At 63.0% G+C, this 24,151-nt stretch carries 26 protein-coding genes and 2 pseudogenes; 12 read left to right on the top strand and 16 right to left on the bottom strand.

The features are described from left to right. Positions 1-38 precede the first annotated feature (38 nt). Positions 39-1,421: an FAD-dependent oxidoreductase gene (locus NKJ72_RS01830; RefSeq protein WP_352475578.1), complete on the top strand. Its 1,383-nt coding sequence runs from the start codon at positions 39-41 to the stop codon at positions 1,419-1,421. After that, positions 1,418-2,641, top strand: coding sequence for an MFS transporter (locus NKJ72_RS01825; protein WP_352475577.1), 1,224 nt, complete (start codon positions 1,418-1,420; stop codon positions 2,639-2,641). Before NKJ72_RS01830 ends, NKJ72_RS01825 begins: the two co-directional genes overlap by 4 nt. Before the next feature lie 23 nt (positions 2,642-2,664). On the opposite strand, the gene NKJ72_RS01820 is transcribed toward NKJ72_RS01825, so the two are convergent. Both NKJ72_RS01820 and NKJ72_RS01815 read right to left on the bottom strand, forming a co-directional pair. Beyond that, entirely contained in the window at positions 2,665-2,889 is a 225-nt protein-coding gene (locus NKJ72_RS01820) for a hypothetical protein (protein ID WP_254819690.1), read from the bottom strand. Positions 2,890-3,120: 231 nt separating this feature from the next. Beyond that, positions 3,121-3,486, bottom strand: coding sequence for a VOC family protein (locus NKJ72_RS01815; RefSeq protein ID WP_254819689.1), 366 nt, complete (start codon positions 3,484-3,486; stop codon positions 3,121-3,123). Between the two features lie 144 nt (positions 3,487-3,630). On the opposite strand from NKJ72_RS01815, the gene NKJ72_RS01810 reads away from it, so the two are divergent. The 3 genes from NKJ72_RS01810 to NKJ72_RS01800 are packed head-to-tail and all read left to right on the top strand — an operon-like array spanning position 3,631 to position 5,133. Continuing rightward, positions 3,631-3,942, top strand: coding sequence for a hypothetical protein (locus tag NKJ72_RS01810; protein WP_352475576.1), 312 nt, complete (start codon positions 3,631-3,633; stop codon positions 3,940-3,942). Between the two features lie 8 nt (positions 3,943-3,950). Beyond that, positions 3,951-4,862, top strand: coding sequence for a sigma-70 family RNA polymerase sigma factor (locus tag NKJ72_RS01805; RefSeq protein WP_352475574.1), 912 nt, complete (start codon positions 3,951-3,953; stop codon positions 4,860-4,862). After that, entirely contained in the window at positions 4,852-5,133 is a 282-nt protein-coding gene (locus NKJ72_RS01800) for a hypothetical protein (RefSeq protein WP_254819686.1), read from the top strand. Before NKJ72_RS01805 ends, NKJ72_RS01800 begins: the two co-directional genes overlap by 11 nt. Before the next feature lie 69 nt (positions 5,134-5,202). Here the strand turns inward: NKJ72_RS01800 and NKJ72_RS01795 are convergent, their stop codons facing one another. After that, positions 5,203-6,360, bottom strand: a complete 1,158-nt coding sequence (locus NKJ72_RS01795) for a sulfite oxidase (protein WP_352475735.1) — start codon at positions 6,358-6,360, stop codon at positions 5,203-5,205. A 631-nt stretch (positions 6,361-6,991) separates the two neighbouring features. Here NKJ72_RS01795 and NKJ72_RS01790 point away from each other — a divergent pair. After that, positions 6,992-8,512: an FAD-dependent oxidoreductase gene (locus NKJ72_RS01790; protein ID WP_352475573.1), complete on the top strand. Its 1,521-nt coding sequence runs from the start codon at positions 6,992-6,994 to the stop codon at positions 8,510-8,512. A gap of 25 nt (positions 8,513-8,537) precedes the next feature. Here the strand turns inward: NKJ72_RS01790 and dinB are convergent, their stop codons facing one another. From dinB to NKJ72_RS01770, 4 genes and pseudogenes are all read right to left on the bottom strand, one after another. After that, positions 8,538-9,779, bottom strand: coding sequence for a DNA polymerase IV (gene dinB / locus NKJ72_RS01785; protein WP_352475572.1), 1,242 nt, complete (start codon positions 9,777-9,779; stop codon positions 8,538-8,540). Between the two features lie 127 nt (positions 9,780-9,906). Further along, positions 9,907-10,448: pseudogene (ybiA, locus tag NKJ72_RS01780) on the bottom strand (riboflavin biosynthesis intermediates N-glycosidase). Between the two features lie 99 nt (positions 10,449-10,547). Continuing rightward, positions 10,548-11,006, bottom strand: coding sequence for a GNAT family N-acetyltransferase (locus NKJ72_RS01775; protein WP_352475571.1), 459 nt, complete (start codon positions 11,004-11,006; stop codon positions 10,548-10,550). Positions 11,007-11,079: 73 nt separating this feature from the next. Continuing rightward, the gene (locus NKJ72_RS01770) at positions 11,080-11,442 is read right to left on the bottom strand and encodes a hypothetical protein (RefSeq protein ID WP_352475570.1); all 363 of its coding nucleotides are present in this window, start codon (positions 11,440-11,442) and stop codon (positions 11,080-11,082) included. A 184-nt stretch (positions 11,443-11,626) separates the two neighbouring features. Here NKJ72_RS01770 and NKJ72_RS01765 point away from each other — a divergent pair, with 184 nt between their 5' ends. Beyond that, positions 11,627-11,929, top strand: coding sequence for a hypothetical protein (locus NKJ72_RS01765; RefSeq protein ID WP_352475569.1), 303 nt, complete (start codon positions 11,627-11,629; stop codon positions 11,927-11,929). A gap of 199 nt (positions 11,930-12,128) precedes the next feature. On the opposite strand, the gene NKJ72_RS01760 is transcribed toward NKJ72_RS01765, so the two are convergent. After that, positions 12,129-12,824, bottom strand: coding sequence for an XRE family transcriptional regulator (locus NKJ72_RS01760; RefSeq protein ID WP_254819677.1), 696 nt, complete (start codon positions 12,822-12,824; stop codon positions 12,129-12,131). Between the two features lie 236 nt (positions 12,825-13,060). Between NKJ72_RS01760 and NKJ72_RS01755 the strand changes: the two genes are divergently transcribed. The 3 genes from NKJ72_RS01755 (at position 13,061) to NKJ72_RS01745 (ending at position 14,676) form a co-directional block, all read left to right on the top strand. Then, positions 13,061-13,303 (top strand): hypothetical protein, encoded by a 243-nt coding sequence (locus NKJ72_RS01755; protein ID WP_352475568.1) that lies wholly within the window; start codon positions 13,061-13,063, stop codon positions 13,301-13,303. A gap of 121 nt (positions 13,304-13,424) precedes the next feature. Continuing rightward, positions 13,425-14,009 carry a GcrA cell cycle regulator gene (locus tag NKJ72_RS01750; RefSeq protein ID WP_352475567.1) on the top strand — a complete coding sequence of 195 codons (585 nt, stop codon included), beginning with the start codon at positions 13,425-13,427 and terminating at the stop codon, positions 14,007-14,009. Positions 14,010-14,070: 61 nt separating this feature from the next. After that, entirely contained in the window at positions 14,071-14,676 is a 606-nt protein-coding gene (locus NKJ72_RS01745) for a DUF6456 domain-containing protein (RefSeq protein ID WP_352475566.1), read from the top strand. A 44-nt stretch (positions 14,677-14,720) separates the two neighbouring features. On the opposite strand, the gene NKJ72_RS01740 is transcribed toward NKJ72_RS01745, so the two are convergent. Together NKJ72_RS01740 and NKJ72_RS01735 are read right to left on the bottom strand one after the other, a co-directional pair. After that, complete coding sequence (locus NKJ72_RS01740; RefSeq protein ID WP_292664589.1) at positions 14,721-15,029, bottom strand: hypothetical protein; 309 nt, start codon at positions 15,027-15,029, stop codon at positions 14,721-14,723. 241 nt (positions 15,030-15,270) lie between these two features. Continuing rightward, on the bottom strand, positions 15,271-15,588 hold the full coding sequence (locus tag NKJ72_RS01735; RefSeq protein WP_352475565.1) for a hypothetical protein: 318 nt from the start codon (positions 15,586-15,588) through the stop codon (positions 15,271-15,273). A gap of 228 nt (positions 15,589-15,816) precedes the next feature. On the opposite strand from NKJ72_RS01735, the gene NKJ72_RS01730 reads away from it, so the two are divergent. After that, positions 15,817-16,095: a DUF2285 domain-containing protein gene (locus tag NKJ72_RS01730; RefSeq protein ID WP_352475563.1), complete on the top strand. Its 279-nt coding sequence runs from the start codon at positions 15,817-15,819 to the stop codon at positions 16,093-16,095. A 228-nt stretch (positions 16,096-16,323) separates the two neighbouring features. Here the strand turns inward: NKJ72_RS01730 and NKJ72_RS01725 are convergent, their stop codons facing one another. Together NKJ72_RS01725 and NKJ72_RS01720 are read right to left on the bottom strand one after the other, a co-directional pair. Further along, the gene (locus tag NKJ72_RS01725) at positions 16,324-18,294 is read right to left on the bottom strand and encodes an acyltransferase family protein (RefSeq protein ID WP_352475562.1); all 1,971 of its coding nucleotides are present in this window, start codon (positions 18,292-18,294) and stop codon (positions 16,324-16,326) included. 546 nt (positions 18,295-18,840) lie between these two features. Beyond that, positions 18,841-19,131 (bottom strand): hypothetical protein, encoded by a 291-nt coding sequence (locus tag NKJ72_RS01720; protein ID WP_254819668.1) that lies wholly within the window; start codon positions 19,129-19,131, stop codon positions 18,841-18,843. Positions 19,132-19,417: 286 nt separating this feature from the next. Here NKJ72_RS01720 and NKJ72_RS01715 point away from each other — a divergent pair, with 286 nt between their 5' ends. Further along, positions 19,418-21,409 (top strand): AI-2E family transporter, encoded by a 1,992-nt coding sequence (locus NKJ72_RS01715; RefSeq protein WP_502901817.1) that lies wholly within the window; start codon positions 19,418-19,420, stop codon positions 21,407-21,409. A 15-nt stretch (positions 21,410-21,424) separates the two neighbouring features. Here NKJ72_RS01715 and NKJ72_RS01710 read toward each other — a convergent pair. The 4 genes and pseudogenes from NKJ72_RS01710 to NKJ72_RS01695 all read right to left on the bottom strand — a co-directional run. Then, positions 21,425-21,583 (bottom strand): annotated as a pseudogene (locus NKJ72_RS01710) (phosphatidate cytidylyltransferase); the annotation flags it as partial. Positions 21,584-21,608: 25 nt separating this feature from the next. Continuing rightward, positions 21,609-22,349 (bottom strand): hypothetical protein, encoded by a 741-nt coding sequence (locus NKJ72_RS01705; RefSeq protein WP_352475560.1) that lies wholly within the window; start codon positions 22,347-22,349, stop codon positions 21,609-21,611. Positions 22,350-22,526: 177 nt separating this feature from the next. Beyond that, positions 22,527-23,459, bottom strand: a complete 933-nt coding sequence (locus tag NKJ72_RS01700; RefSeq protein ID WP_352475733.1) for a phosphatidate cytidylyltransferase — start codon at positions 23,457-23,459, stop codon at positions 22,527-22,529. Positions 23,460-23,481: 22 nt separating this feature from the next. Continuing rightward, positions 23,482-24,144 (bottom strand): lysophospholipid acyltransferase family protein, encoded by a 663-nt coding sequence (locus tag NKJ72_RS01695; RefSeq protein WP_254819667.1) that lies wholly within the window; start codon positions 24,142-24,144, stop codon positions 23,482-23,484. Between the last annotated feature and the right edge of the window lie 7 nt (positions 24,145-24,151).

Here is a 24,151-nt window from a genome sequence, read left to right as displayed (position 1 = left end):
TGGCATTATAATTCGAAATTACCGGAAGGATGGAAGATATGGATACGATCGAAAAACTCCCTGTGGCGGTGATCGGCGCCGGGCCGGTCGGTCTGGCGGCAGCGGTCCACCTCATCGCGCAGGGCGTTCCTGTCAAAGTCTATGAAGCCGGCAATGCGGTTGCATCCAATCTCAGGGATTGGGGCCATGTCCGGGTGTTCACGCCTTGGCGCTATTGCGTCGATCGGGCGGCCAGAGACCTGCTCGAGGCGCATGGCTGGCGGATGCGCGAGCCCGAGGCATTCCCGACCGCGGACGACCTCGTCGCGGACTATCTCGAGCCGCTTGCAAAGCTTCCGCAATTGTCGCCGTCGATCGAAATCGGCGCCCGCGTCGTCGGCATTTCGCGCTGGGGCGCCGACAAGGTGCTGAGCAAGGAGCGCGAAAACCGGCCGTTCATGCTGGTGGTCGAAACCTCCACCGGCGCCAGGCGCGACAGCGCCCGCGCCGTCATCGATGCATCGGGAACCTGGCAGATGCCGAACCCGCTCGGCGCCGGCGGAATTCCTGCAGAAGGCGAAGCCGAATTTGCCGACCGCATCGCCTACGGCATCCCCGATATTCTCGGCCGCGACCGCAGCCTTTATGCGGGGAAAACGACGCTGGTCGCCGGCTCCGGCCATTCGGCGGCCAATGCGGTGCTGGATCTCGCCAGTCTGGCAAATGTGGACGCCGGCACGGCTTTCATCTGGACAACGCGCGGCACCGACCTGGTGCGCATCTACGGCGGCGGCGATGCCGACCAATTGCCGGCACGCGGCGAACTCGGCGCCGAAGTGCGCGAACTCGCCGAGAGCGGCGGCGTCAGGCTGGTGACGGGCTTTGCGGCTGTTTCGATCCGCGATGCCGACGGACGGCTGGTCGTCGAAGGCCAGACCAAGGACGGCTTGCAGGCGCTTGGCCCGGTCGACGGTATCATCGCCGCGACCGGACAACGCCCGGATCTGTCGCTGACACGCGAGCTTCGGCTCGAGCTCGATCCGTGGCTGGAAAGCGTCAAGGCACTGGGGCCGCTGATCGATCCCAACGAGCACTCCTGCGGCGACGTGCCGCCGCACGGTCACCGCGAGCTCAGCCATCCAGAGCAAGGGTTCTATACGGTCGGTATCAAGAGCTATGGCCGCGCGCCGACCTTCCTGCTGCTGACCGGCTATGAGCAGGTCCGCTCCGTCGCCGCAGCGATCGCCGGCGACATGGTGGCGGCCGACAATGTCCAGCTCGTGCTGCCGGAGACCGGCGTCTGCACCGTGCCGACGATCGGTACTGCCGACAAGGGGTGCTGCGGCGGCCCGGCGCCCGCCGCTTCGGATGCCTGCTGTGTCGCCGATGTCGAGGCGAAGACGATCGGCAAAAGCGGTTGCGGTTGCAGCGTCGCGGCATGAGCCTTTCGCCGCCTTCGACGGCCGTCCTGCGCAGCCGCGGCATGATCATAACCACGCTTGGCCTGACGCAGATCATGGCGTGGGGATCGTCCTACTATCTTCCCGCGGTCATTGCACCGGCGGTCTCCTCCGATACCGGCTGGCCGCTGGCATGGGTTGTCGGCGGGCTGTCTCTCGGCTTGCTCATGGCGGGATTGATTTCTCCGCGCGTCGGTTCATCGATCGAGCGGCATGGCGGCCGCAACGTCCTGGCATTCAGCGCCGGATGCATCGGGGTCGGCCAGATCGGGCTAGCCCTTGCTCCCAACCTTGCGGCCTATATCGCTGCCTGGCTGATCATCGGACTGGGCATGGGTGCGGGGCTCTACGATGCCGCTTTCGCCACGCTTGGCCGCCACTACGGCCACGGCGCGCGCTCCGCCATCACCGCGCTGACCCTGTTCGGCGGTCTTGCGAGCACGATCTGCTGGCCGATCTCAGCCTTGCTGCTGGGGGAGGTCGGCTGGCGCGGCACCTGCCTGGTTTACGCCGCCTTTCAGCTGGCAATTGCGCTTCCGCTCTATCTGGTGATCCTGCCCCGCGCGGCGCCGCAACCGGCAGTCAAACCAGAATTGAAGGAGGCGGCACCGGTCCTGGAAAACAATATGGATCCGTCGATCATGATCGTTCTGGCCGCGACCCTCACGCTTGCGGCGGTAATCTCCTCGACGCTGTCGGTGCATCTGCTCACCATCCTGCAGGGCAGCGGCATGGCGCTGGCCGCAGCCGTCGGGCTCGGCGCTCTGGTCGGCCCGTCCCAGGTGGCGGCGCGCGCGATCGAGATGATGATTGCGCGCTACCACCATCCGATCCTGACCAAGTTCGCCTCAGTTGCCTTTGTGGCGATCGGCGTTTCGGCGCTCTGGGCCGGCATGCCAATCATCCCGGTCGCGCTCGGTTTCTATGGCGCGGGCATCGGCCTCGAATCCATCGCACGGGGAACGCTGCCGCTCGCGCTGTTCGGCTCGAACGGCTATGCGAGACTAATGGGTCGCCTCGCCATGCCGAGCCTGATCGCCCAGGCGGCGGCACCCTCGGCCGGCGCATTGCTGCTGGAGCGCTTCGGCCCGCATGGGACGTTGGCCGCGCTTTCCGGTCTGGCGCTGGCCAACGTCCTCTTGGCATGCGGCTTGGGCTGGCGGATGCTCCGCCGGCGGGAATCGCAGGTTCAATCCCGATAGGATTTGACCAGCGTTCACCCCCTTCACCTGGGTAGCGGGAGATCTTCTAAGGGGTCGGCAAGGAAGGATGCGGCGATCAGATCGTCGGCATCCAGCCGCAGGGAGCCTTCGGCGCCTCCCATGATGGCGGCAACTTTCTGAAACGTCTTCATCTCGTGCTCGGTGATCTGGGCGCTTCGCATTCTGGCTTTGAGGTCAGCAACGCGCAGCCCCAAACTGTGGGACATTCCGATTTTACGGTTCGACATGGTAAGATGCTCCTCCCCGGCCCATGTTTGTTTTGCCACCCGCCCTTATTCGCATTTCCTCCGCCTGCCTAAATATGAGGCATCGCGAATACAGCGCCCGAACGCCCGATGCAAGGGAAGGTTCCGGCGCGCAGAGGTCACGAAATAATAATGCGAAGGAAGCACGGCCGATGGTCCGGCCGGAGGTAGGACTTAGGTACGACGCCCCGCCAGACAGAGGGTTCCGGAGGCTTATCGGCTGGCGAGGACCATGCGGTTGCCTTCGCTGTCGCGAAACTCCGCCACTGTGCGGCCCGGCTGCCACGGCGCCTCATGAGGTTCGGTGACGATCTCGACGCCGCCCGCTTTCAACGCCGCGGTCATTGCTCCGACATTTTCGTCGACCAGCACCAATACCGGCTCCGCGGCGGGGGTGTCGTCGGCGCGCCTGATGAAATGCAGGTTCGTCACGGCATGCGGAAACGCCAGCTCGATCCAGCGCCAGCCGCCATCGCCCATCTTCTGGTCGGCCAGCACCTGACAGGCGAGATGCCTGGTGTAGAACGCCTTGGCACGGTCCTGGTCGAACACTGGAAGCTCGGCAAACTGGATATGCATGATCGTCTCTCCTGCTTGATGGCTGCCGCGCAGCCGCCCACGCGGAAAAGACGATGCGGGCAACCGAAAAGATTCTTCGGTAGTGAGAATCTTTTCGGCGCGACCGGTCGTCCTTCGTTCATACCAACCAGTCAGGAGACGACGATGAACTATGCGCTCATTCGATATGGTGTGAACCAAGCCGACCTGGACAATAACCGCGCGCTGGTCGAAAAAGTGTTCGAAGCGCTGGGCGAGGCGGCACCGCCGACGGTGCGCTATCTCGTGCTCGAGCTGGACGATGGTTCGTTCGTCCACATCGTCGGTCAGGACGGCGATTCGTCGACGCTGACCGGGCTTGCGGCCTTCAAGGCGTTTACGGAAAACCACGCCCAGCGCCGCTCCACCCCGGCAATGCGATCGCCTGTCAAAGTCATCGGCAACTACCGTATGCTGGCGGATCAAAAAGCCGGGTAGCGCCTGCCATGCCGCTCGCGCAGAAATGGGACGGTACGCCGAAAATGAACAGGGCGACTTTGGAGGCGATGCTCGTCGGGTTGCGGCCAAGGCTGCATCGTTACTGCGCGCGCATGGCCGGCTCGGTGATCGACGGCGAGGATATCGTCCAGGAGGTGCTGATCAAGGCGCTACAGGCGATCGACGGCGGCGCGATGGTCGAACGGCCGGAGCAATGGCTGTTTCGCATCGCCCACAATGCCGCGCAGGATCATCTGCGGCGGCGCAATCGGGAAAGGTCGCGCATGACCGAGGCCGACATGAGCGTCATCGAGGACCCCTCCGGTAGCGCCGACAGCCGGCTCGCCGCCCAGACCGGCCTGCGCTCCTTCATGCAGCTTTCGGTGCCGCAGCGCAGCGCCGTGATCCTGGTCGACGTGCTCGGCCTCAACCTGCACGAGACCTGCGAAGTCACCGGCGCGACGCTCGCCGCCACCAAGGCCGCGCTGCATCGCGGGCGGGCGCAGCTCAAGCTGCTGGCGCTGCAGCCCGCGCAGGCGCTCGCGCCGAGGCTCGACGCCGATGACGAGCGCCGGCTGCGGCGCTATGTCGACCTGTTCAACGCGCGCGACTTCGACGCGGTCAGGGCTCTGATCGCCGAGGACGTCCGGCTCGATGTCGTCAACCGCGTCCGCCTGCGCGGCAAGGCCGAAGTGTCGACCTATTTCGGCAATTACGACCGCGCGACCAATTGGGCGCTGTCGCTGGGCTTTGTCGACGGGCGGCCGGCGATCCTCATCCGCAACCCTGGGGACCCGGACGGCGCCGTGCGCGGCTTCATGCTGGTCGAATGGCGGGACGAGCTGGTCGTCCAGATCCGCGATTTCCGCTACGCACCCTGGTGCTTGCCCGATGCGGAGATCGGTACGATTGATCCGTGAGGGGCTTGCCGAGATGGCGCGCGGAGGCGACGTGGCCAAGGTTGCGCCACCGAACAAGTCTGCCATCGCCTCGGTCACCAAGCTGAAGGGCTCCGCTTCCAATTTCGGGGAGCGGTATCGTCGCGACGAGGATCTACGGCCCACAGCCGCCATGCTCGATATAGAGCGGCGCCAGCCTTCGGATCAGGCAGCCTCCTCCTGGTTGACCCAAACGCAAGTGCCACATGGCAGCAAGTTCTTAGAGCGGTTCCGGCTCTCCTGGAACCGGTAACCCGCTCTAACTATCTGTTTTGCCGCATTTATGCGGACGCCAAATGACTCCATTTAGCTGCAAAATGCTCTAGCCGATACGCACGCGGCGCGTCACCTGGCCATTGCTCTCCCAGTATGTGTGTTTCTTGGCAATCAAGGGATCGTCCATCGCCGGTTGAATTTGTCCCGTGGTGCTGACCGCGCGCGAGGTCACCGTGTGTTCTCCAGGAGAGGGATTTGCCCAAGCCAGGGACCAAATTTTCCAGGCGTGTTCTGCCTCCTCACTGTGGTCAATGGTCGCTGGTGCCCAAGGCCCCTGGTCGATTTGCACTTCGACCCGGTCGATCGGCGCCCCCCAGGCTGCGCCAACGATGCGGTAATCTGAGTCTTTCCGGGTAACCTTCGCAGGCGCGGACTTTATCAGCGCTCGCCCGACTGACGTCTCGGCCCATACGGTCTCGCCGTTGTGGTCCTCCTCCCGGATGGTCACATAGTCACGGGCCATCAGAAGGCTCATGAACCGCGTATCGCGAACCTCGATGCGCTTTAGCCACTTGACGTTGGCGATCCCGTACCAGCCTGGCGCAATGAGCCGTACCGGGAAGCCATTGGGCGCCGGCAAGACGGCTCCATTCATTTCATAGCAGAGGAGATTATCGGGGTTCATCGCGTCGGCGAGCGACATGCTGCGAGCGAAGTTCTGCTGCATCTTGACGTCGCGTATTGCGACCTCGCCTTTGTCAGTACCGAAAAAGACGACCTCGATGCCCTTCTCCAGAACGCCGGCTTCCTCGAGGATCGGGGCGAGCGGCGTCCCAGCCCAGCGGGCATTGCCGATGCCGCCGGTGAAAAAGGGAAACCCGTGGTTGCCCGAGCATTCCACTGTGAAAACGACCTCCTGCCGCGGTCGTGCCCTGATGTCGGCGAGCGTCAATTTTAAGGGCTTCTTGACCAGGCCTCCGATCTCCATCGACCATGTCTTCTCGTCGATCGTTGGTCGGTTGAAATGCGAGATGCTGAAGAACTTGTCGTTTGGCGTTATCCAGCTATCCAAATCCTCCCAGACAAGCTGCTTCTGGATACCTACCGGATCGGGATTTTCGGTCGGCTGATCCAGCCATGGAATAACTTCCTCGCTCGGCCGTGTTGGAAAAGCGTAAGCCCGACGCGAGGTATAGAGAGCAGCAATTGCGGCAAGAGCCGCGCTTCCTTGAACAAGAAGTTCTCTGCGCTGAAAATCAGGCATGTTGTTTACCTCCCAGTTGATCCGGAACGGGCTGCAACGTGCCTTAGGCCGTAGCCTGATCACGGATAGGCGACACAATGTGAAGTCTGCCAACCCGGAAATATCCGGATAGCTCAGACGATCACCGACGCAAGTCAGGCATGTGAAGCGTTGGACGAAACTCTGGCTCGCGTTTCGCATGCCAAGAGTGCGCCTTTGAGAAGGAAGTGTCCACAACTTGGACGGGACATGATGATGATTGCGACATTCCATGCCGATTTTCGGTCCTGCCAAATCATTGCTGCTCGGATCGCTGCCGAACGCCCGCTTCTGGGTCATTTCGGGACCTTCGTAGGTTCTCGTCGAACCGGTGTTTCCTGCCGGCCGGTGGGTTGGCCGTGCGGCCGGCACCGCCCTGATCGCTTGGGGCGGTGCAACGCTTGTGGTCTGACGACCAGGGCTGCCTCGAATCTCGCATTTGCAGGAAACGATACCTCCTGACGCAAAGTGCATCGCACCGCCCCAGCCAGGCCGGCTCACAACGCGTCGGGGCGGACCGGCGGTGACGTCAAGCTTACGCAGGCATTCAGGCGTCGAGGAACTTTGAACCCTCGCGTCCGTTTACCGGCTATCACGTCTGGAAGTTCCGCCAATGAATGTCAGCGATGAAAGGACTGTATCGCTTTGGGCGGCAACCGAAGTCGCGCCTGAGGCGGTTCCGCTCGAGCGGAGTGAACAGGTCGATGTGGTGGTCGTCGGATCTGGCATTGCCGGACTGTCGGTCGCCTACGAATTGGCCGTCGCCGGGCAAAAGGTGGCGGTGCTCGATCGCGGCCGGATCGGAAGCGGCATGACTGCACGCACCACCGCGCATCTGTCGTCGATCTGCGACGACTACTTTTCGGAACTGATCAAATTGCGCGGCGAGGAACTGGCGCGGATTTACTACCAAAGCCAGTCGGCGGCTATCGACCGTGTCCAATCGATCCAGGAAGCAGAGGGTATCGCGTGTGATTTCCGCCGCCTCGACGGCTTTCTGGTTCCGGCGTCAGGCAGAAGGGAATCCGTCATCGAGCGCGAACTGGACGTCGCTCTGAAGATTGGTGTCGACGTCGAGAAAACCGCGGGCGTGCCGTTTGCAGGCTTTTCGGATACGCCCGTCCTTCGCTACGCCAATCAGGCGACATTTCACCCGCTCAAATATCTCCGCGGGCTGGCTGCGGGCATTCGCGCGCGCGGCGGCATGCTTTATGCGGAGACCATCGTCGACAAGGTCGCGGAGACCGACGGCGGCGTCCGCGTAAGCACGGTCTCAGGCTTTACCGTGTCTGCCAGATCGGCCGTTGTCGCCACCAATTCGCCGATCAACGATCGGGTCGCGCTCCACACCAAGCAAGCGCCGTATCGGACCTACGCGATGGCGTTCGAGATCGCGCGCAACGTTTTGCCGGATGCACTCTATTGGGACACGCTGGATCCCTATCACTACGTTCGCCTGCAGCCTAGTGAAGGCAAAACCGACTTTCTGATCGTCGGTGGTGAGGACCACAAGACAGGGCAGGCCGACGATGCTGACGACCGCTTCGCGGCCCTGGCGGACTGGATCAAAGGGTTGGTGCCCGATATCGGCAGCGAAGCCAATCGATGGTCCGGGCAGGTGATGGAGACCGTCGACCATGCCGGGTTCATCGGCCGCAATCCCGGCAACCGGCATGTCTTCGTGGTCACCGGCGATTCCGGTCAGGGCATCACCCATGGGGTTGTTGCCGGCCAATTGGTTTCCGACCTGATCCTGAAGGGGGAAAGCCCTTGGCGGGAACTTTACGAACCCTCCCGCAAGACGGCACGCGCGATCGGCGACTATTTGGTGGAGAATGCGACAGCGATCAGGAGTTTTGCCGAGTATGTCGCGCCTGGCGAAATCGATTCCGCCGATAAGCTGCGGCCGGGAGAGGGCGCTATCGTGCGCGAAGGGCTTACCAAAGTCGCGGCTTTTCGCGATGAGGACGGCACGCTCCACAAGCGCTCGGCCGCATGCACCCATGTCGGCTGCCACGTTCATTGGAACTCATTGGAACGCTGCTGGGACTGCCCCTGCCACGGCTCGCATTTTGCCGTCGACGGCACGGCTTTGAACGGGCCGGCCGTATCGCCCCTGGCTCCTGTCAGATAATTCTTTTTCGCCCCCGCCGCGCAACTCACAATTCCTTCTCGGCCAACTCCCGAAATGCGTCGGGAACCGACCGCTGTAGTCCGAGCGCGACCGAGGCGTAGCCGACCGCCTCCCAGCCGAAGCGGTCGCGGATCTTGTCGATGGCGCGATCCGCGGTCCAGCGCGCCGCGCCCTTCCGGGTGCCGGGGCGGCGGCGGTCGTCGTCGAGCCCGAGCGGCAGTTCCAGTTGCAGGCCGGCATGCTGCTCCAGATGCGATACGGCGATCGCCAGCAGCGAGATTGTCTTTTCGTGCGGATGGTCGATGAGCACCTTGCGCACCAGCGCCTCGGCGATTTCGGCCAGCATGGCGGTTGCCGAAATCGGCTGGTCGAGCGTGACCGAGCGCGTCACCGAGCGCAAATCGGCAAAGCGGACGCGAACCGTCACCGTGCGGCCGGGCCGGGATTTCGCACGCAACCTGGTGGCGACCCTGTCGGCCAGATGCAGCAGGGCGGGGACGAAGACCTGCTCGTCGGCCGATTTTCGGCCGAGCGCCGATTGCGCGCCGGCCGAGCGCGCCCGGCGCTGCGTCTCAAGCTTGCGCGGATCGCGGTTCCACGCCAGCGCATTCAGTTTCTCCCCCGCCGCCGGCCCGAGCAGGCGCTCCAGCGCGCCACTGTTGGTCTTCGCCAACTCTCCGATGGTGTTGACGCCGATACCGGCCAGCCGCTCCCTGGTGACCGGGCCGACACCCCACATCAGCTCGACCGGCAGGTGGTGCAGGAACTCCAGCTCGTGGCGCGGATCGACCACCACCAGCCCGTCAGGTTTTGCGACCTGTGACGCGATCTTGGCCAGATGCTTGGTGCGGGCCACGCCGACCGAGATTGGCAAGCCGAGTTCGGCCCGCACGCGGCGGCGGATCTTGCCGGCGATCTCGGCGGGCGAGCCGAACAAATGGGTGCAGCCGGCGACGTCGGCAAAGGCCTCGTCGATCGAAATCCGCTCGACCACCGGCGTGAAATCGCCGAGCACCTTGATTGCCGCATCGCCCAGCCGCTGATAGTCCTTGAAATGGCCGCCGACGAAAATGAGTTGCGGGCAGAGTTCCCGCGCCCGCCGTCCCGGCATGCCGCCGCGCACGCCGAACGCCTTGGCCTCATAGGATGCGGCAAGCACTACCCCGCCGCCGACGGCAATCGGCTTGCCGCGCAAGGCCGGGTCGAGCAATTGTTCGACCGAGGCATAGAAGGCATCCAGATCCGCGTGGAGGATGTTGGCTTCCATCCGGCCCGTTCGCCCGCGGCGGCTCGAACGCCGCATTGTCTCAAGTGTGGTAGGAACATAAAGAGAACATTGCCGGCGGATTGTCAAGCAGCGGAAGCTGCCGCTGATGACGAGCGGGTGCCAATGTTCAGCCGCGCAGCCGATCGCGGGCCTGCATCAGCGCGAATCCCAACAGGTTCTCGCCGCGCCACAGCAGCGGGTTCACTGCCCTCTCGTCATCCGCCGCAAGACCAATGCCCCACACCCGGTCGACAGGGCTGGCCTCGGCCAGCACCCGGTCATGCGTCGACAGCAGATAATCGCGCAGCACCGCATTCTGTCGGAACTTCTGAAAGCTCCCTTCGCAGACGATGCGATATTTGTCGGCATCCCATTTGGTGCCATCGAAGCCGCTCACCTGACGGCCAAGCTGCTTTGCCTGCTTGGGGCTCGTCGCCCTGAGGATTGCGTTGCCGTCTGAGCATCACCGAACAGGCGAGCCTTCTCGGCCATCATCCAGTGTTCGGCAGTCGGATAGCTCAGGCCATCGATGGTAAAGGGCGCATGCCACCACTGGCTGAAGCACGACGCGGTTATGCGGCCGTCCTTGGACGGCTGATGGCCCCAGAAGAACTTCTGCCGGGGCTTTGCGCGAAAGGCTTTTTCAAGCCACGGTCGGTCGTAAATCATGGGCGAATGGAGCAAGGCGATAGGCCGGCTTGTCAATGCTCCATCCAGGGTGGGGTAGCGAAGATGAGCAGTCGGCGCTGAATGCGATGAAATGCTGATCTACAGCGCCATCTTGTAACCGAGATGACTGGCGGTGAAACCGAGGCGCTCGTAAAAAGCGTGCGCCTCCCGTCGACCTTTGTCCGTGGTGAGTTGGACGAAGCTGCAATTGCGCGAACGGCACGTTTCAATCGCCCATTCGACCATCAGCTTGCCGACGCCGCGCGAGCGCCATTGCCGGGCGACGCGAACGCCTTCGATCTGGCCGCGCCAGGCACCCTTCCTGGAGATACCCGGAAGGAAGGTGAGTTGCAGGGTCCCGACCACTTGCCCGGCCTCGACAGCCACGGCCAGCAACTGGTTGGGGTCGGCATCGATTGCGCTGAAGGCATCGAGATAGGATGGCGCAAGCGGCGTGGATGGGTCTTCCCGGTCTGCGCCGAGCACATCGTCGGCAAGCATTGCAACGATCGCCGGCAGGTCGGGCGCCTGCGCGCTACGGAATTCGATCTCGCTCATCGCGCGAAGACATACGGTGCGACGTCGGCGATCGCAATATCCGTTTTGACTCGCAAGGGAGGCCCGCGCGCCTTCAGGTGATCTCGAGCGCCCAGAGGCGGTGGCCGTAGCGGCGGAAGAAGCGGGCGAAGAGGCGCTGCTGTCTGGCACGGGCGAGGTCGGAGGCGCGCCTTTCCTGCCGCCAGCGCGGCATGTTGCGGAACATCGACAGGAAGCGGGCGGCGTCCTCGAGTGCCTCCTCGGCTGACTGCGCCGGACGGATCGCCGCCAGGAACAGAGCGCGGCTCGGCTTCATCTGGTCAATCGCCGCCTTGCGCTGGCGATGACCCTGGCGTGCCTTGCGGATGCCGTCCTGGCGGATGGCCGCGAAAGCGGCAAGCATGGCCGGGCTGTCGCCGCTATAGCCGCAGGCATGGGCGAACTGGGCTGGGTTCATCGTCGCTCCCTCGCTGCCGGCCGGCTGCGGTTCTGTGGCTCGCGCCGATTCCAGCCCGCATGATATATAAGCATAACTCAAATATCCGAACAAGCGAAACTTTAACGTTGATGTAAGCGGAACCGACTCGACTCCGCCTCGAAAACCGATAATGATGTGGAACAAAGCAGGAACAATGATGGGGATGGCTATGGCATTGGCGGGCAAGGAAGCGACGATCGCCGATGTCGTCTCGATTGCCGTCGAGTGCATCGATTGCGGCCGTAACAGGTGGTGGAAGCCGGCCGAGCTCAAGCGGCATGGGGTGAGGCCGGAGACGCCGCTATCAGCGCTTTCGGGGCGCCTCATCTGCAAGGCCTGCCGTGCCGATGGCCTGCCGGGCGCCGCCGTTTCGATCCAGGCCGCCTTCATCGACGACCGGCAGCGGGTGCGCGCCGAGGCGCACCTGCTCAACGGTCAAGAGCCGGAGCAGTCGAGGCGGGCTTGAGGGGGAACTTCCTTCTCCCCTTGTGGGAGAAGGTGGATCGGCGCGTAGCGCCGAGCCGGATGAGGGGTGCTGGAAGAAACTCGGCGTTAAAATATGAAACGATTTTAAAGCCTTACGTAGCGATCCGTCCGGCACCCCTCATCCGACCGAGCTTCGCTCGGCCACCTTCTCCCACAAGGGGAGAAGGGAAAGCGGTCCGTCAATACCCCAGCAGTTCCTTGAGCGGGATGACGCGGAAGACGTTCTTGATGGCGTAGCGGTTGAAGGTCAGCGTTTTGGGCGGATTGTACTGCTCGACGATCAGTTCGGCGGCGGTGCGCTTGACCAGCTTTTTGATGAAAGCCTTGCCGTTTTGCTCGTTCTCTTCGGGCAGCGTCTCGATTACCACATGGTCGCCGGGCACGGCCTCGCGGCCGCCGCAATAGATCATCTCGCCGGGCTCGTAGCGCGGCACCATCGAATCGCTCAGCACGTGCAGCGCAAACACGTTGCGCAGATGCCGGATCCCCGGCGGCCGCTGGACATAGCCGGCCGGCTGGCCGTTGAAGGTGAAGTCGCCATCGTCGCCGCCGACGGCGGTGCCGAGAAGCTGGATATCCATTGGCCCGGCGGGCAGGGGGCCGGGATCGGTGACGATCTCCGCATCGGCAACCGGCCCGGCATCTTCGAGGAAGACGACCTCGCCCTTGCCGAGCGCCACCGGGTCGACGCGCAGGAAAGCGGCGGTCTTCAAAAGGTTCTCGGTCTTGGGCAGGTTGCGCCCGGTTTCCCAATTGCCGACGGCAGCGACGTCGGTGTCGTTGTGCTCGGCAATGTGGCGCATCACCAGGCCGCGCTGCTTGCGCGCCCGGCGGATCGCCGCCCCGACCTTGATCGACAGTGCAGTTTTCGCCATGGCTCCATCTGAGGCATAAGATTCGGTTTCGTCTATGCAAGAATCGCTTGCACTATGATTTGAGTTATGCTCTTATGCGGGCATGCACAAGTCGCTTCACCAGCTTTCGGTCCTTAAATCCGCCGTTCAGCGCGCCGGGCGCTGGCCTGGAGGCGGTACCGCAAACGATCGCCAAGGCCATGCATGTGCCAACCCTTTCCCCTTCGTCGCGGCTGTCCTCCTCCCCGGCCGGGACGATGCCCGAGGCTCGCGCCTCGGTTCCGGCAGCGCAAGCGGCCGGAACGGCCGGAGCCGTTCCCCTCACGGCTCCGGCCACGAATTACCCGTCGACCGGCAACGCGGGTGCCGCGGTTTCCTGGATCCGTACCGAAGACGGCACGGTCATCGCCTTCGACGAGCGGATGGGCAAGGCAGTCTCCGGCGCAAGCAGGCAGGCGGCCGAGATGAAGCTCGATCGTAGCAGGCCACGCGAAGGCTGATCGGCTTTCCAGCCTGAGAGCCGGCGAAGCCGGCGCCACACACAACCACCCTTGCAGGGAATAAAACATCATGGCCGCCCGCTATTCCGCCTCTGAATTGGAACAAATCGAGAACTTATTGATGAGCGGGCTGTCGGCCGCGAAGATCGCCACCCGGTTGACCGCGCTGGGCGGCCGCCCGGCCTCGCGCGCGGCCATCATCGGCATCGTCCACCGCACCGCCCGTTTGCGCACCATCGGCCTTGCCAGATCCAAGGGCCGGTGTGGCGGACGCTCGGGCGGCCGGCTCGGAGATTCGGCGCCTGAGCCATCAAATGCCGCAAGCCAAGCGGAGGCCGATCCGAAGGCCGAGCCACGCTGCCGCCCCGCCAGGCTGTCGGCCAGGCTGGCGCCGCCGGCCTGGCAGCCGGGTCCGGCTCGGATCACCGGGTCCGATGGCGAGCGGCTCGAAATGCCGGCGCCGCGCCCGATCGCCGCCGGCGGCCGCCAGCCACATTTCGCCGCCATGCGCTTCATCGATTGCCTTTTCGACCGTTGCCGCGCGCCGCTCGACACGACGCTGCAGGAGGATGCCGAAAACGATGCCACCGGCAGTCGCCCCGGTTTGGACATGCTGTGCTGCGGGCTGCGCACAAAGCCTTCGAAAAGTTACTGCGCCTATCACGCGGCGCGCTTCCTGCGCACGCTGCCGGCCGAAACGATTTGAGCCCAGTGGATGACGGAAATTCGCCAGAGCCCGACGACAAAAAACCAGGAGGACCGAGCCGATGAGCAGCAAAATCGCCCAGAAGACCAAAGCCAGGCCGACGCGATTGCCGAAGGGCGAGGCCGAGCAGGTGCGCATCCGCAAGGAGATCGGCCATGATTTCGCGCTGAAAGACGACAGGTTCGGCCGCAAGCGGCTGGCCAAAGGAACACAGGAGGCGGCGCGCCTCTATGAGGTCTCCAATGACGGCCACACTGCGACCGGCGGCATCGTGCGGGTGCGCAATGTCGACCCGCTGAGCGGCCTCACCTCGCTGTCGCGCCAGCAGCGCGAGGCGGGGATGCGCTACCGCCAGGATTTCCGCAGTTCGTCGGAGGCAACCGCCAAGCCGATGGCTTGGGCCGAGCGTGTCGACGGCGGCCGCACCGGCAGCGGCGTCGCAGAACACATCCTGTCCGCCGGCCGCGACCATGCCGAGGCCACCAGGGCGCTTGTCCATTGGGAGATCGCCGGCATCGTGCAAAAGGTCTGCTGTGCCGACGCAACGGTCAAGAGCCTGGCCGAACAGGCGGGCGAACCGCGCGACGTGGTGGTGAAACTACTCAAGATCGGGCTCGACATATTGGCCGTGCATTACGGCATGATGCTGATGCGCAAGCCGAGATGAGGAGCCCCGCCGATCCGGCCGGCACTACCGGCCGGATCGATCCGTCAACGACGGCAGACACGGATTCTTTCGATGATCCGGTGGTGATGACGCCAGTGCCTGATGACTTCGGTATGGCAGCGCCGGTGGTACCGGTACCGGTAGCGCGGCGCGTAGTCCTCGTTATAGACATCATAGCGGTAACGGGGGACGTACTCATCGTCGTAATCGGAATACCGATGGTGGCGATAATAATAGTCGTCGTCATAGCCGTTGCCGATGCCGATCGTGACGCTGCCGCCGGCATTGGCCGGGCCAATCACGGAAGCCGCCGAGGCGATGGCGATCACCGAGGCAAGCAGGAGCTTCTTCATAGCTACCTCCTTCATTAACGTCCCTCTAATAGAAAAACCCGCGAGGGGCAGGCTCGTTCCACAAATTAGCAAGATGCCCCCAACCGAGAGCCCCAATTAGCGCCGCGTGGGCGAAAATGCCTCTGGCTGTGCGGCAGGGTGGCCGTCGACGCAAGCCTCGAGCTGGTTGTGGTCCGCGCCGTATGTATCCCGGTGTCCCGTCAAACAGCGACAATCGGGGGGTGCCAGTCCCGTCACCGACCTACAGGACATGGCCCAGTTCCAGCAAAACGAAAGCGGTCGCACCCAGCACAGCGAGGGCGTAGGCCGCATAAAGAACAAGCAGCATGACCTCAAAGTCCCGGACGAAGCTTGCAGCAATCCTGGTCTCCTGAGGCTCCGCTTTCTCGACGCGGTCGGCTTCCAGCTGCTCCGTTGCCACGACGAGGCAGACTATCCTGTCGTTGTCGGCCGCCTGTAATATCCGTTCGGTCAAATCGACTGCAATCACTGGATCATCGGCCAACTGATCCCGCGATAGCCGGCTCTCAGTGACGGTCTGGATTTCACGCTTTCTCACGCACGCATAATTGCGCCGACTAAATTAGGTTCCACTGAAATACATAGTAAAATACATAGATTGCGCCCACCCGATCGCGATGGGCAAGACGTGAGCCCAACTGCGCGGAACCCCCGCCCGAGGTCGGCATTTGTCGACCGTCGAGGCGAATCTCGATCCGCATCCTCCGATCAAAGGGCGCGGGCTTCTTCATAGGCTGCTACGGTGCGCCATTGCTGGTAGGTCGCAATGCTAAAGCCGCCAAACCTTCATATCGCGAACGCAGCGCCGACGTCTTCGGTTCTGACCGGTTATGACGAAGATCGCATGCTTACTTATATCCGGCTGCTCGATGCTTCGGCGGAAGGAACCGATTGGCGCGAGGTCGCCCGTATCGTTCTGCACATTGATCCGGAGCGGGAACCGGAGAGGGCTTTCCGGGCGTGGGCGACACATTTGGCGCGTGCACGGTGGATGACCAGGAAGCGGAACGAACTGCGCCAATTGCGTGATGAGTGGTGGGGATGAGCACCATCTAGGAACTGCCGTCCCGGTTTGGCCGTTGAGGGAGGAGGCCAACATGGAAAAGCGACCAATGACTTCTTGGCGAGCCAATACTTTCGAGCTGTGCTGCCTTCTTGCAGTTCCGCTGTCGCTTATCCTTACCGTTTTACTGGCTGGTCTCATCCTTAGCTGACCTGGCGTGGGTTGCTCGCCAAGGGCTGGTCGGTCGTGATCCGACAAGATCCCGCACTGTTACTTCACAGCCGCCGCCATCACATCCGAAAACAGCGCCCGTTCCACCGCCGGCTCCAGCGTTTCGGCGAAGGGCGTTGCCAGGTGGTGGCGGTCGCGGAAGGCTAGTTTGCCGTCGATGAAGACGTGGCAGGTGGTCTGGTCGCAAAACCGGTCGGTCATGTCGACGTAAGTGGCGTTCGGCGTCGAGCGCACGATGTCGCGCTCGACGGTGGCGATGTCGTCGTTTGCCGCCATGATCCTCGGCGTGTCGCATGTCGCGGGCGTCTGGCCCCGCCACAGCGCGCGTGCCACGCATTTGTCGGCATAGCTTGCATTGTAGGGCACGTCCCTGATGACCGCGACCTTGATGCCGGCCTGGCTGAAGGCCTGAAGCGTCCAGGCGAGACCCGTCCGCCACTGCGCTTGCCAATCGGCGTGCTTCAACTCCTCGGGCGATTCCTTCATCACATTGCCGATCGAGAATTCCGAAATCACCACCAGTTGCGGGTGCAGCGCGATGATGTCCTGGACCGACTGCTCGCGCCACTGGTCGCATTCGGTGTAGTCGCGCTTCAGCCGCCAGTTCCAGGTCGTCACCCGCGAAGCCCGGCAGGAGGATTTGAGAAAGGTGACGACGCGAAAATTGTTCTTCTCGGCCGCCTTGATCAGCGGCGTCGACCAATGGTCGGCATGCGAGTCGCCGAACAGCACGACCGAGCGCTGGGCATCCTTGCGGCCGAACATGCAGGGCTTCGGCTTGACGGTCTCGAAATCGAGCACGCAGCCGCCATTGGTCGCGCGCACGGTGGAGAGCTGGGCGGCGCTGTCGGCGATGACGTGCTGTTCGGGGCTGAGATTGTGCTCGGCAAAGCGCGCATTGCCATAGGCCGCGACCACGCCGGCGCCGGTCAGCGCGGCGGCGGGCACCAGCGCCCGCGCTGCTCCGGCCATCAGCCAGCCGTTGCGGCGGATCGGGTTCTCGATGAAATGATAGGTGAACATCGACAGAACCAGCGTCAGCGCCGCGCAGGCAAAGCGGTCCAGGATGGACAGGTTGGGAACCACCATTGCCGCGTAGACTATAACCGGCCAGTGCCAGAGATAGAGTGAATACGACAGCCGGCCCAGCCATTGCAGGGGCGCCAGCGCCAGCACGGCGCTCGGCAGATTGCGGCCGCCGCTGCCGCTGAGCAGCAGCAGCACGGTGCCGGCGACAGGCGCCAGCGCATTCACCCCGGGAAACGGCGAGTCTTCGTCCAGCATCAGATAGGCCCAGGCGATCAGCACCAGACCGAGGCATGCCTGGAGCGTGGCCAGCAGCGGCCGGTCGCGCCAGATCTTTGCCGGCGCCATGGTCGCGAGGCCGCCGGCGGCGAATTCCCAGGCCCTGAGAGGCGAGAAGTAGAAGGCCCAGGGCTGCGACACTTCCGTCAGCCAGGCGCAGGCGGCGAAGGAGGCTAGGCCGGCGAGGCCAATGACAATTATAGCGGTGCGCTTGCCTGGGCGCAGCCATGCGGCCATCAAAAGCAGCGCCGGCCATGCCAAATAGAATTGTTCTTCGACCGAGAGCGACCAGAAGTGGATGAAGGGGTTGTTGGTGGCGTCGGCGGCGAAATAGTCGAACGACCAGCGGATCAGCCAGAGGTTGATCATGTAGGCGGAGGCGAACATAGCGCCTTTCGAATAGAGCGCCTGTTCCTCCGGCGACAGGATGAAGTAACCAGCAAACAGCGTGGCGAGAATGACGAACAGTGCCGCCGGCAGCAGGCGCCGGGCGCGCCGGGCGTAGAAGCGCCAGAGGTTCAGCCGCCCGGTTTCGGTTATTTCCGTAACCAGGTGTTTTGTAATCAGGTAGCCGGAGATGACGAAGAAGATGTCGACGCCAGCAAAGCCGCCGGGCAGGCCGGAGAGACCAAAATGGAAGGCGATGACACCCGCCACCGCCAGTGCGCGCAGCCCTTCGATGTCAGGCCGAAATGATGCCGACACAATCACCTCGTGCAAGGAATGCCCACCTCGCAGAGGCTCGACCCGATGCGCCGATATTGCAATGCAACAAATCTAACGCAGTGCAACATAGGGCGAGGGGACGGGCTCCTCCCACTCATCGCATGGGCAACTCGCTCACATTGGCGGTTCAGTCACGAGGCTATTGATATGGAAGCGAGGGTGCCGAGGCGATCAGGCCTTTTCAAAAACTCGGTCTTCAGCAACAGGCCCTTCACCTGCCTGGTGCTGCATTCGATCTCGCCCGGATTGCCGGTGCCGGCATGCCATGCGGAGGCTAACCGGCGGGCTGCCAGCAGACGGGACCGCTCGGGGTGGCATTGCCACTCCGCGACATGCGTTCCGACCAGGCCAATGCCGATGGCGCCACGGCAATCGAACAAAAGCCGTGGCCTTCATTGCGCGGACATTCCGGCGTAGCGACATCAAATGGCTGAACGCCCGCCGGTGCAGACTGGAAGGTCGCACAATGGCGGACCTGCCCGCCTTTCGCTTGGTCCGTTATTGCAATCGGCAAGAAGCCGGCGGTCACTTGTTACCGAGCTGGTTGGCCATCTTGCAGAAGTCGGCATGCGTCTTGGCAATGCCGGCGTCGCTGCATTCCTTCAACACCATGGCCCGGTCGCTCGTGGACATGGCCATCCATGCGGTCTTGAATTCGGCTTCCGACTTCATGCTCTTCATGCCGGCGTCGGTGAAGAAGGGTGACATTTTCTGCGGATCGTCGAGCGCCGAAGTGCCAGTGGCACCGGCGGCGAGCGCTGCGCCGGTCATCATCGAAAGCGCCATCGCGCCCATGCAAAGCATCTTGATGTTCATGATCATTCCTCCTGAGCTGCTGCTTTGAGGTTGTCCATCAGCGATCTACGAAGGAACGGTGTTTTGACCCAAAAGTTCCGCGTTCTGGCGCAGACATGGAACAGGATTGCCCGTGACGCCATTTATGCAAAAAATTCTACCGTGACTGAATAGCCGCGCTGCCGATCTGAAGCCCGACAAAGCCAACGAAGGTCCAGGCAATCGGTGTCCAGTTGGGGGAGGCGCTGCGACGTTGCACGCCGGCTCAATATGCCCGATCATAACGACGGCGGGGCGGAGGTATAAAGTGGCGGCAAATCGTCGAAACGGCGCGCACCTGGCGGAGCCCCGGCGGGCGGGTATTGTTGCCGCTGCCAGGGCGCTTCCGCACACATCGTTGCCCAGCGTAGCGTCGGTCGTGACGGCCGTCGCGGCGCTCTATTTCGGGCGCGAGGTCTTTCTGCCGATCGCAATCGCCCTGCTGCTTACCTTTGCGCTTGTACCGATGGTGTCGGCACTCAAGCGCGCCGGCATTCCGCGTCTTCCTGCCGTGATCGCGAGCGTGCTCGGCGCATTCACGGTGCTGGCGCTGTTCTCCTTCATCGTCGCCACGCAGGTTAGTGAACTGGCGCAGAACATCCCGCTTTACCAGGCTAATATCCTGACCAAGGTCCGGTCCCTCAAGGACACCGGCGTCGGCGGCGGTATCGTTTCCAGATTGAGCCGGGTGATCGAACGCGTCGGCCAGGAACTCGACAGACCCGGACCTGTGCAACCCGCCGCCGATCAGCCTCCGCGGGAGCCGATCCCGGTCGAAATCGTCGCGCGCGAACGACCGCTCGAGGTTCTCCAGAATCTGATCGGCCCGCTGCTGAGCCCGCTGGCATCGGCCGGGCTGATCGTCGTGGTCGTCATATTCATGCTGCTCGAGCGGGAAGACCTGCGCGATCGTTTCATACGTCTCGTCGGCTACGGCGATCTGCATCGAACCACCGAGGCGCTGCAGGATGCCGGCAAGCGGGTCGGCCGATATCTGCTCATGCAATTGGTCGTGAACATCGTCTATGCCGTACCGATTACGTTCGGGCTTTGGGTTCTGGGCATACCCAATCCATTGTTGTGGGGCTTGCTGGCGCTGGCGTTGCGCTTCGTTCCCTATATCGGCCCGGTCATCGCGACGCTGCTGCCTCTGTTCCTGGCGCTGGCCGTGGCGCCCGGCTGGTCGCTCGTGCTATGGACCGCCGGGCTTTTCGTCGTGGTGGAACTGATCACCGGCAACGTGATCGAACCTTGGCTCTACGGCTCGCGCACCGGGCTGTCGCCATTGGCCATCATCGTGGCGGCGATCTTCTGGACCTGGCTTTGGGGGCCATTGGGCCTGGTTCTGTCGACGCCGCTCACGGTCTGCCTCGTCGTGCTCGGCCGCCATGTGCCGCAGTTCGAATTCCTCGACGTTCTGTTCGGCAACGAACCCGTGCTCGAACCGCACGCCCGGCTTTACCAGCGGCTGCTGGCCGGCGATCCCGAGGAAGCGACAGACCATGCCGAGGAGATGCTGGAGGAAAACTATCTGGTCGAGTTCTACGACAAGGTCGCGATTCCCGCACTTCTGCTCGGCGAGCAGGACCGTGTGCGTGGTGTGTTGAGCGATGAGCAAAGACAGCAGGTCGCCGGCAGCGCGCTGACGATGGTGGCGAACCTCGACGACAGCGCGCAGGAGGAGGCGGAAGCGGACGATACGGCCGCGGCCGAGGACAACGGCGTACGCGAGGACAAGCAGATTCAGGGGGAGGACGAGGACGACACCGAACTGCCGGATGGCACGGGCATGTCGGTGCTGTGCGCCGGAGGGCGCGGCGAACTCGACGACGCCGCTGCCGCCATGCTGGCGCAGGTGCTCGAAGTCCAGGGCGCTACGGTGTTGAGGGCGAGCTTCGCCGATCTGGAACCGGGAAGCATTCGCCGCCTTGAACTCGACGCCGTCGATACCGTCGTCGTCGGATTTTTGAACCGCGATTCCGTCAAGCACGGCCGGTTCCTGGTCCGTCGGCTGAAACGCGCCAAACCCAGGTTGCGGGTGGGCGTCGTATTGTGGTCGGAGCCCGACAGCGACAACCAGGAGGCAGACGCCAGATTGGCCAATGAAATCAATGCCGATTTCGTCGCACACGGCATGGTCGGGGCGGTGATCGGCGCGTTGTCCAGCGCTCCGCCGGTGGCGCTGAAGGCCACCGCCAAACGCCGCATGCGCCGCCTGACGCCGGCGCGCAAGAAAGAGCCGCTCGCCGCGGCAAAATGAGACCGCAGCTCGCTCTCAAATCCAGAAATACCGCACGGTATGAAAAAACACCGGGGCGGCGAAGACCAGGCTGTCGGCACGATCCATCATGCCGCCATGGCCCTCGATCAGATGGGCCCAGTTCCTTCACCCCTGGTCGCGCTTGATGGCGGAGGCGACCAGCCCGCCCAGAAAGTTGCCCCTCCTCGGTGGCCTGACCTTATTCAGCCACCTTCGCCACGATGCAATCCAGCGAAGGAAGTGGCGTCAAACCGTCCCTAGTTCTTTCTCTTGGCTCGGCGTTTCCGTCCCCTTCAGCAGCACATTCATAGGTCGCTTGAATCACCAAGCCCCGGATTGTCGCGTCGGGAAGCGTCAAGTAGTCGAAGTATCCATCCTTCGTTGGAAATCCTTGCAAGTAATCAAGTGCGGCATGGACGCATCCGTCAAGCGTTCCCGTGTCCTTGTCGCGAAAGTTGAGCTCGTTTACCAAAATGACACCTACGGACGCCCAAGTGTTTCTGCTTATAAACTTATGAGCCGTACATCCGTTTAAACTGACCTCCGCCTTTGCAACGAAATCTTTGTATGATGGCAGCAGGCGGGAACTGGTTAAGGCCGACGCTATATCCTTTTGCCAGTTCGCGCCGTCGGCAGCGATTATGGAAATTTGGGCCGCGGCAAAGGCCGGGAAAAGACCATTCAGATCGCCTCTGAGAACTTTATATCGCTCGATCGAGCTGCTTACGTTCAGACGATCAGCTACAACTTCGTAGGGCCGACGCCATATTGGCCAAACATAGATTTTCCTATCATACGGCAGCGATCGCAAATAGTTAACGGCTGCGTCTTTAGTGGCCTGCGCATGAACAACTTCTTTTTCAGTCGGCCAAGCTCGACTGCTCAATAGCATCACTGACAGCGACGCGTATAACCATACCTGGAGCGCCCTATAGGTCATCATCCCACCGCCAAAGAACGTGCCAGAACTCTCTGGCTGGAGGAGGCTTAACAGACCTTAGAACGAAACGGCCAGCCAGATTGCTGCATTAGCTCGATTCTTAATGACGGAGGGGGGCCTGTAAGTGCCGAATGCGATCAGCCGTGTCGGGCACCCCGCTTGCAGCTGAATCGCCCCTCACGTCCAGAAATACCGCACGGTATGAAAAAACACCGGGGCGGCGAAGACCAGGCTGTCGGCACGGTCCATCATGCCGCCATGGCCTTCGATCAGATGGCCCCAGTCCTTGACGCCCTGATCGCGTTTGATGGCGGAGGCGACCAGCCCGCCGAGGAAGCCCATCAGGCAGGCGATGAAGGCGACGCCGGCTGCCTGCAGCGGCGAAAACGGCGTCAGAAACGACAGCAGCGCGCCGAGCAGGCTCGATGCCGCTAGCCCGCCGACCAGCCCCTCCCAGGTCTTCGACGGCGAGACCGTCGGCGCCAGGAGATGCCGGCCGAACAGCTTGCCGAAGATATATTGCAGCACGTCGCTGCCTTGCACGGTGATGATCAGGAAAGCGATCAGCAACAGGTTGCGGCCTTCGAAGCCAGGCACCTCGAGCGTCAGCAGCGCCGGCACGTGGCTGACGCAATAGACCGAAATCATGACCGCCCATTGCTGCGCCGAGACGCGCTCGAGAAAGCGCTCGGTGTCGCCATGCAGCGCGGTGATCGCCGGCATTAGCAGGAAGCAGTACACCGGGATGAAGATGGTGAACAGGCCATACCAGGCGGTCCACACCAGCCAGTACTGGAACGGGATGACGATGCCGAACATGCCGAGCAGCACCCAGTGGTCGCTGCGGCGGCTGTGCGTCAGCGTCACGAATTCGCGCAACGCGGCGAAGGAAATCAGCGCGAACAGGATGGTCATGCCGGGGCGGCCGAAGAAGAAGGCAACGGTGATCGCCACCACCATCACCCACCAGGCATTGATGCGCTGGGTGAGGTTGACCAGCGTCGGCGACAACGGCTTTGGCGCGCGCCATGACAAGACGCCGGCGACGACGCTGGCGCTGATCAGCACCGCCAGCAGGCCGACAATCAGAATGAGGGTTTCGTGCATCATCGGCAGCATTTTGCCTTGGTCCTCAATCGTCTCGCTCCGGCCGGGGGTTCAGCGCCAGCAGCGTTTCGCGGGCGCGGTCGAGAAAGGCGCGGCGTTCCTCACCAGGTTGAATGGCGATCGGCGCGCCGAAGACGACGCGGCAGAGCAGCGGCACCGGCACGAATTGCCCCTTGGGCAGCACCCGCGACATGTTCTCGATCCAGCAGGGGATGAGCTCGACATCGGGTCGCGCCATCGACAGATTGTAGAGGCCGGAGCGGAACGGCAGGAGCGGTTCGTCGGTCATGTTGCGCGTGCCTTCGGGAAACAGGATCAGCGAATGGCCCTGGTCAAGCACCGACAGCATGATCGAGATCGGGTGCTGCGTTTCATCCGTCCACTGCCGGTGGATCAGCACGGAAGACAGCATGTCCTCGGCGATGAAACGGCGCAGCCGCGTCTTGCCCCAATAGTCGGCGGCCGCCACCGCATGGGTACGGGCGCGTTCCTTCTCGCTGAGGCAGGCCGACAGCAGGATGAAATCGCCGTGGCTGGCATGGTTGGCGAAGTAGATGCGCTGCCGGTCCGATGGCTGGCTGCCGTTCCAGATCGGCCGCACGCCGGTGACCGCCCAGGCCAGCGCCGACAGGCCGACCGAGGTCACCGTCTGCAGCAGGGTATAGGTGCTGACGCGAAGCTTTGTCATGGACGGG

Origin of the sequence: Mesorhizobium sp. M0045, from assembly GCF_040323385.1 — a bacterium.
Classification (GTDB): Bacteria; Pseudomonadota; Alphaproteobacteria; order Rhizobiales; family Rhizobiaceae; genus Mesorhizobium.
Note: the sequence above shows the minus strand (reverse complement) of the source record. Positions and strands in the feature narration are given on the sequence as shown.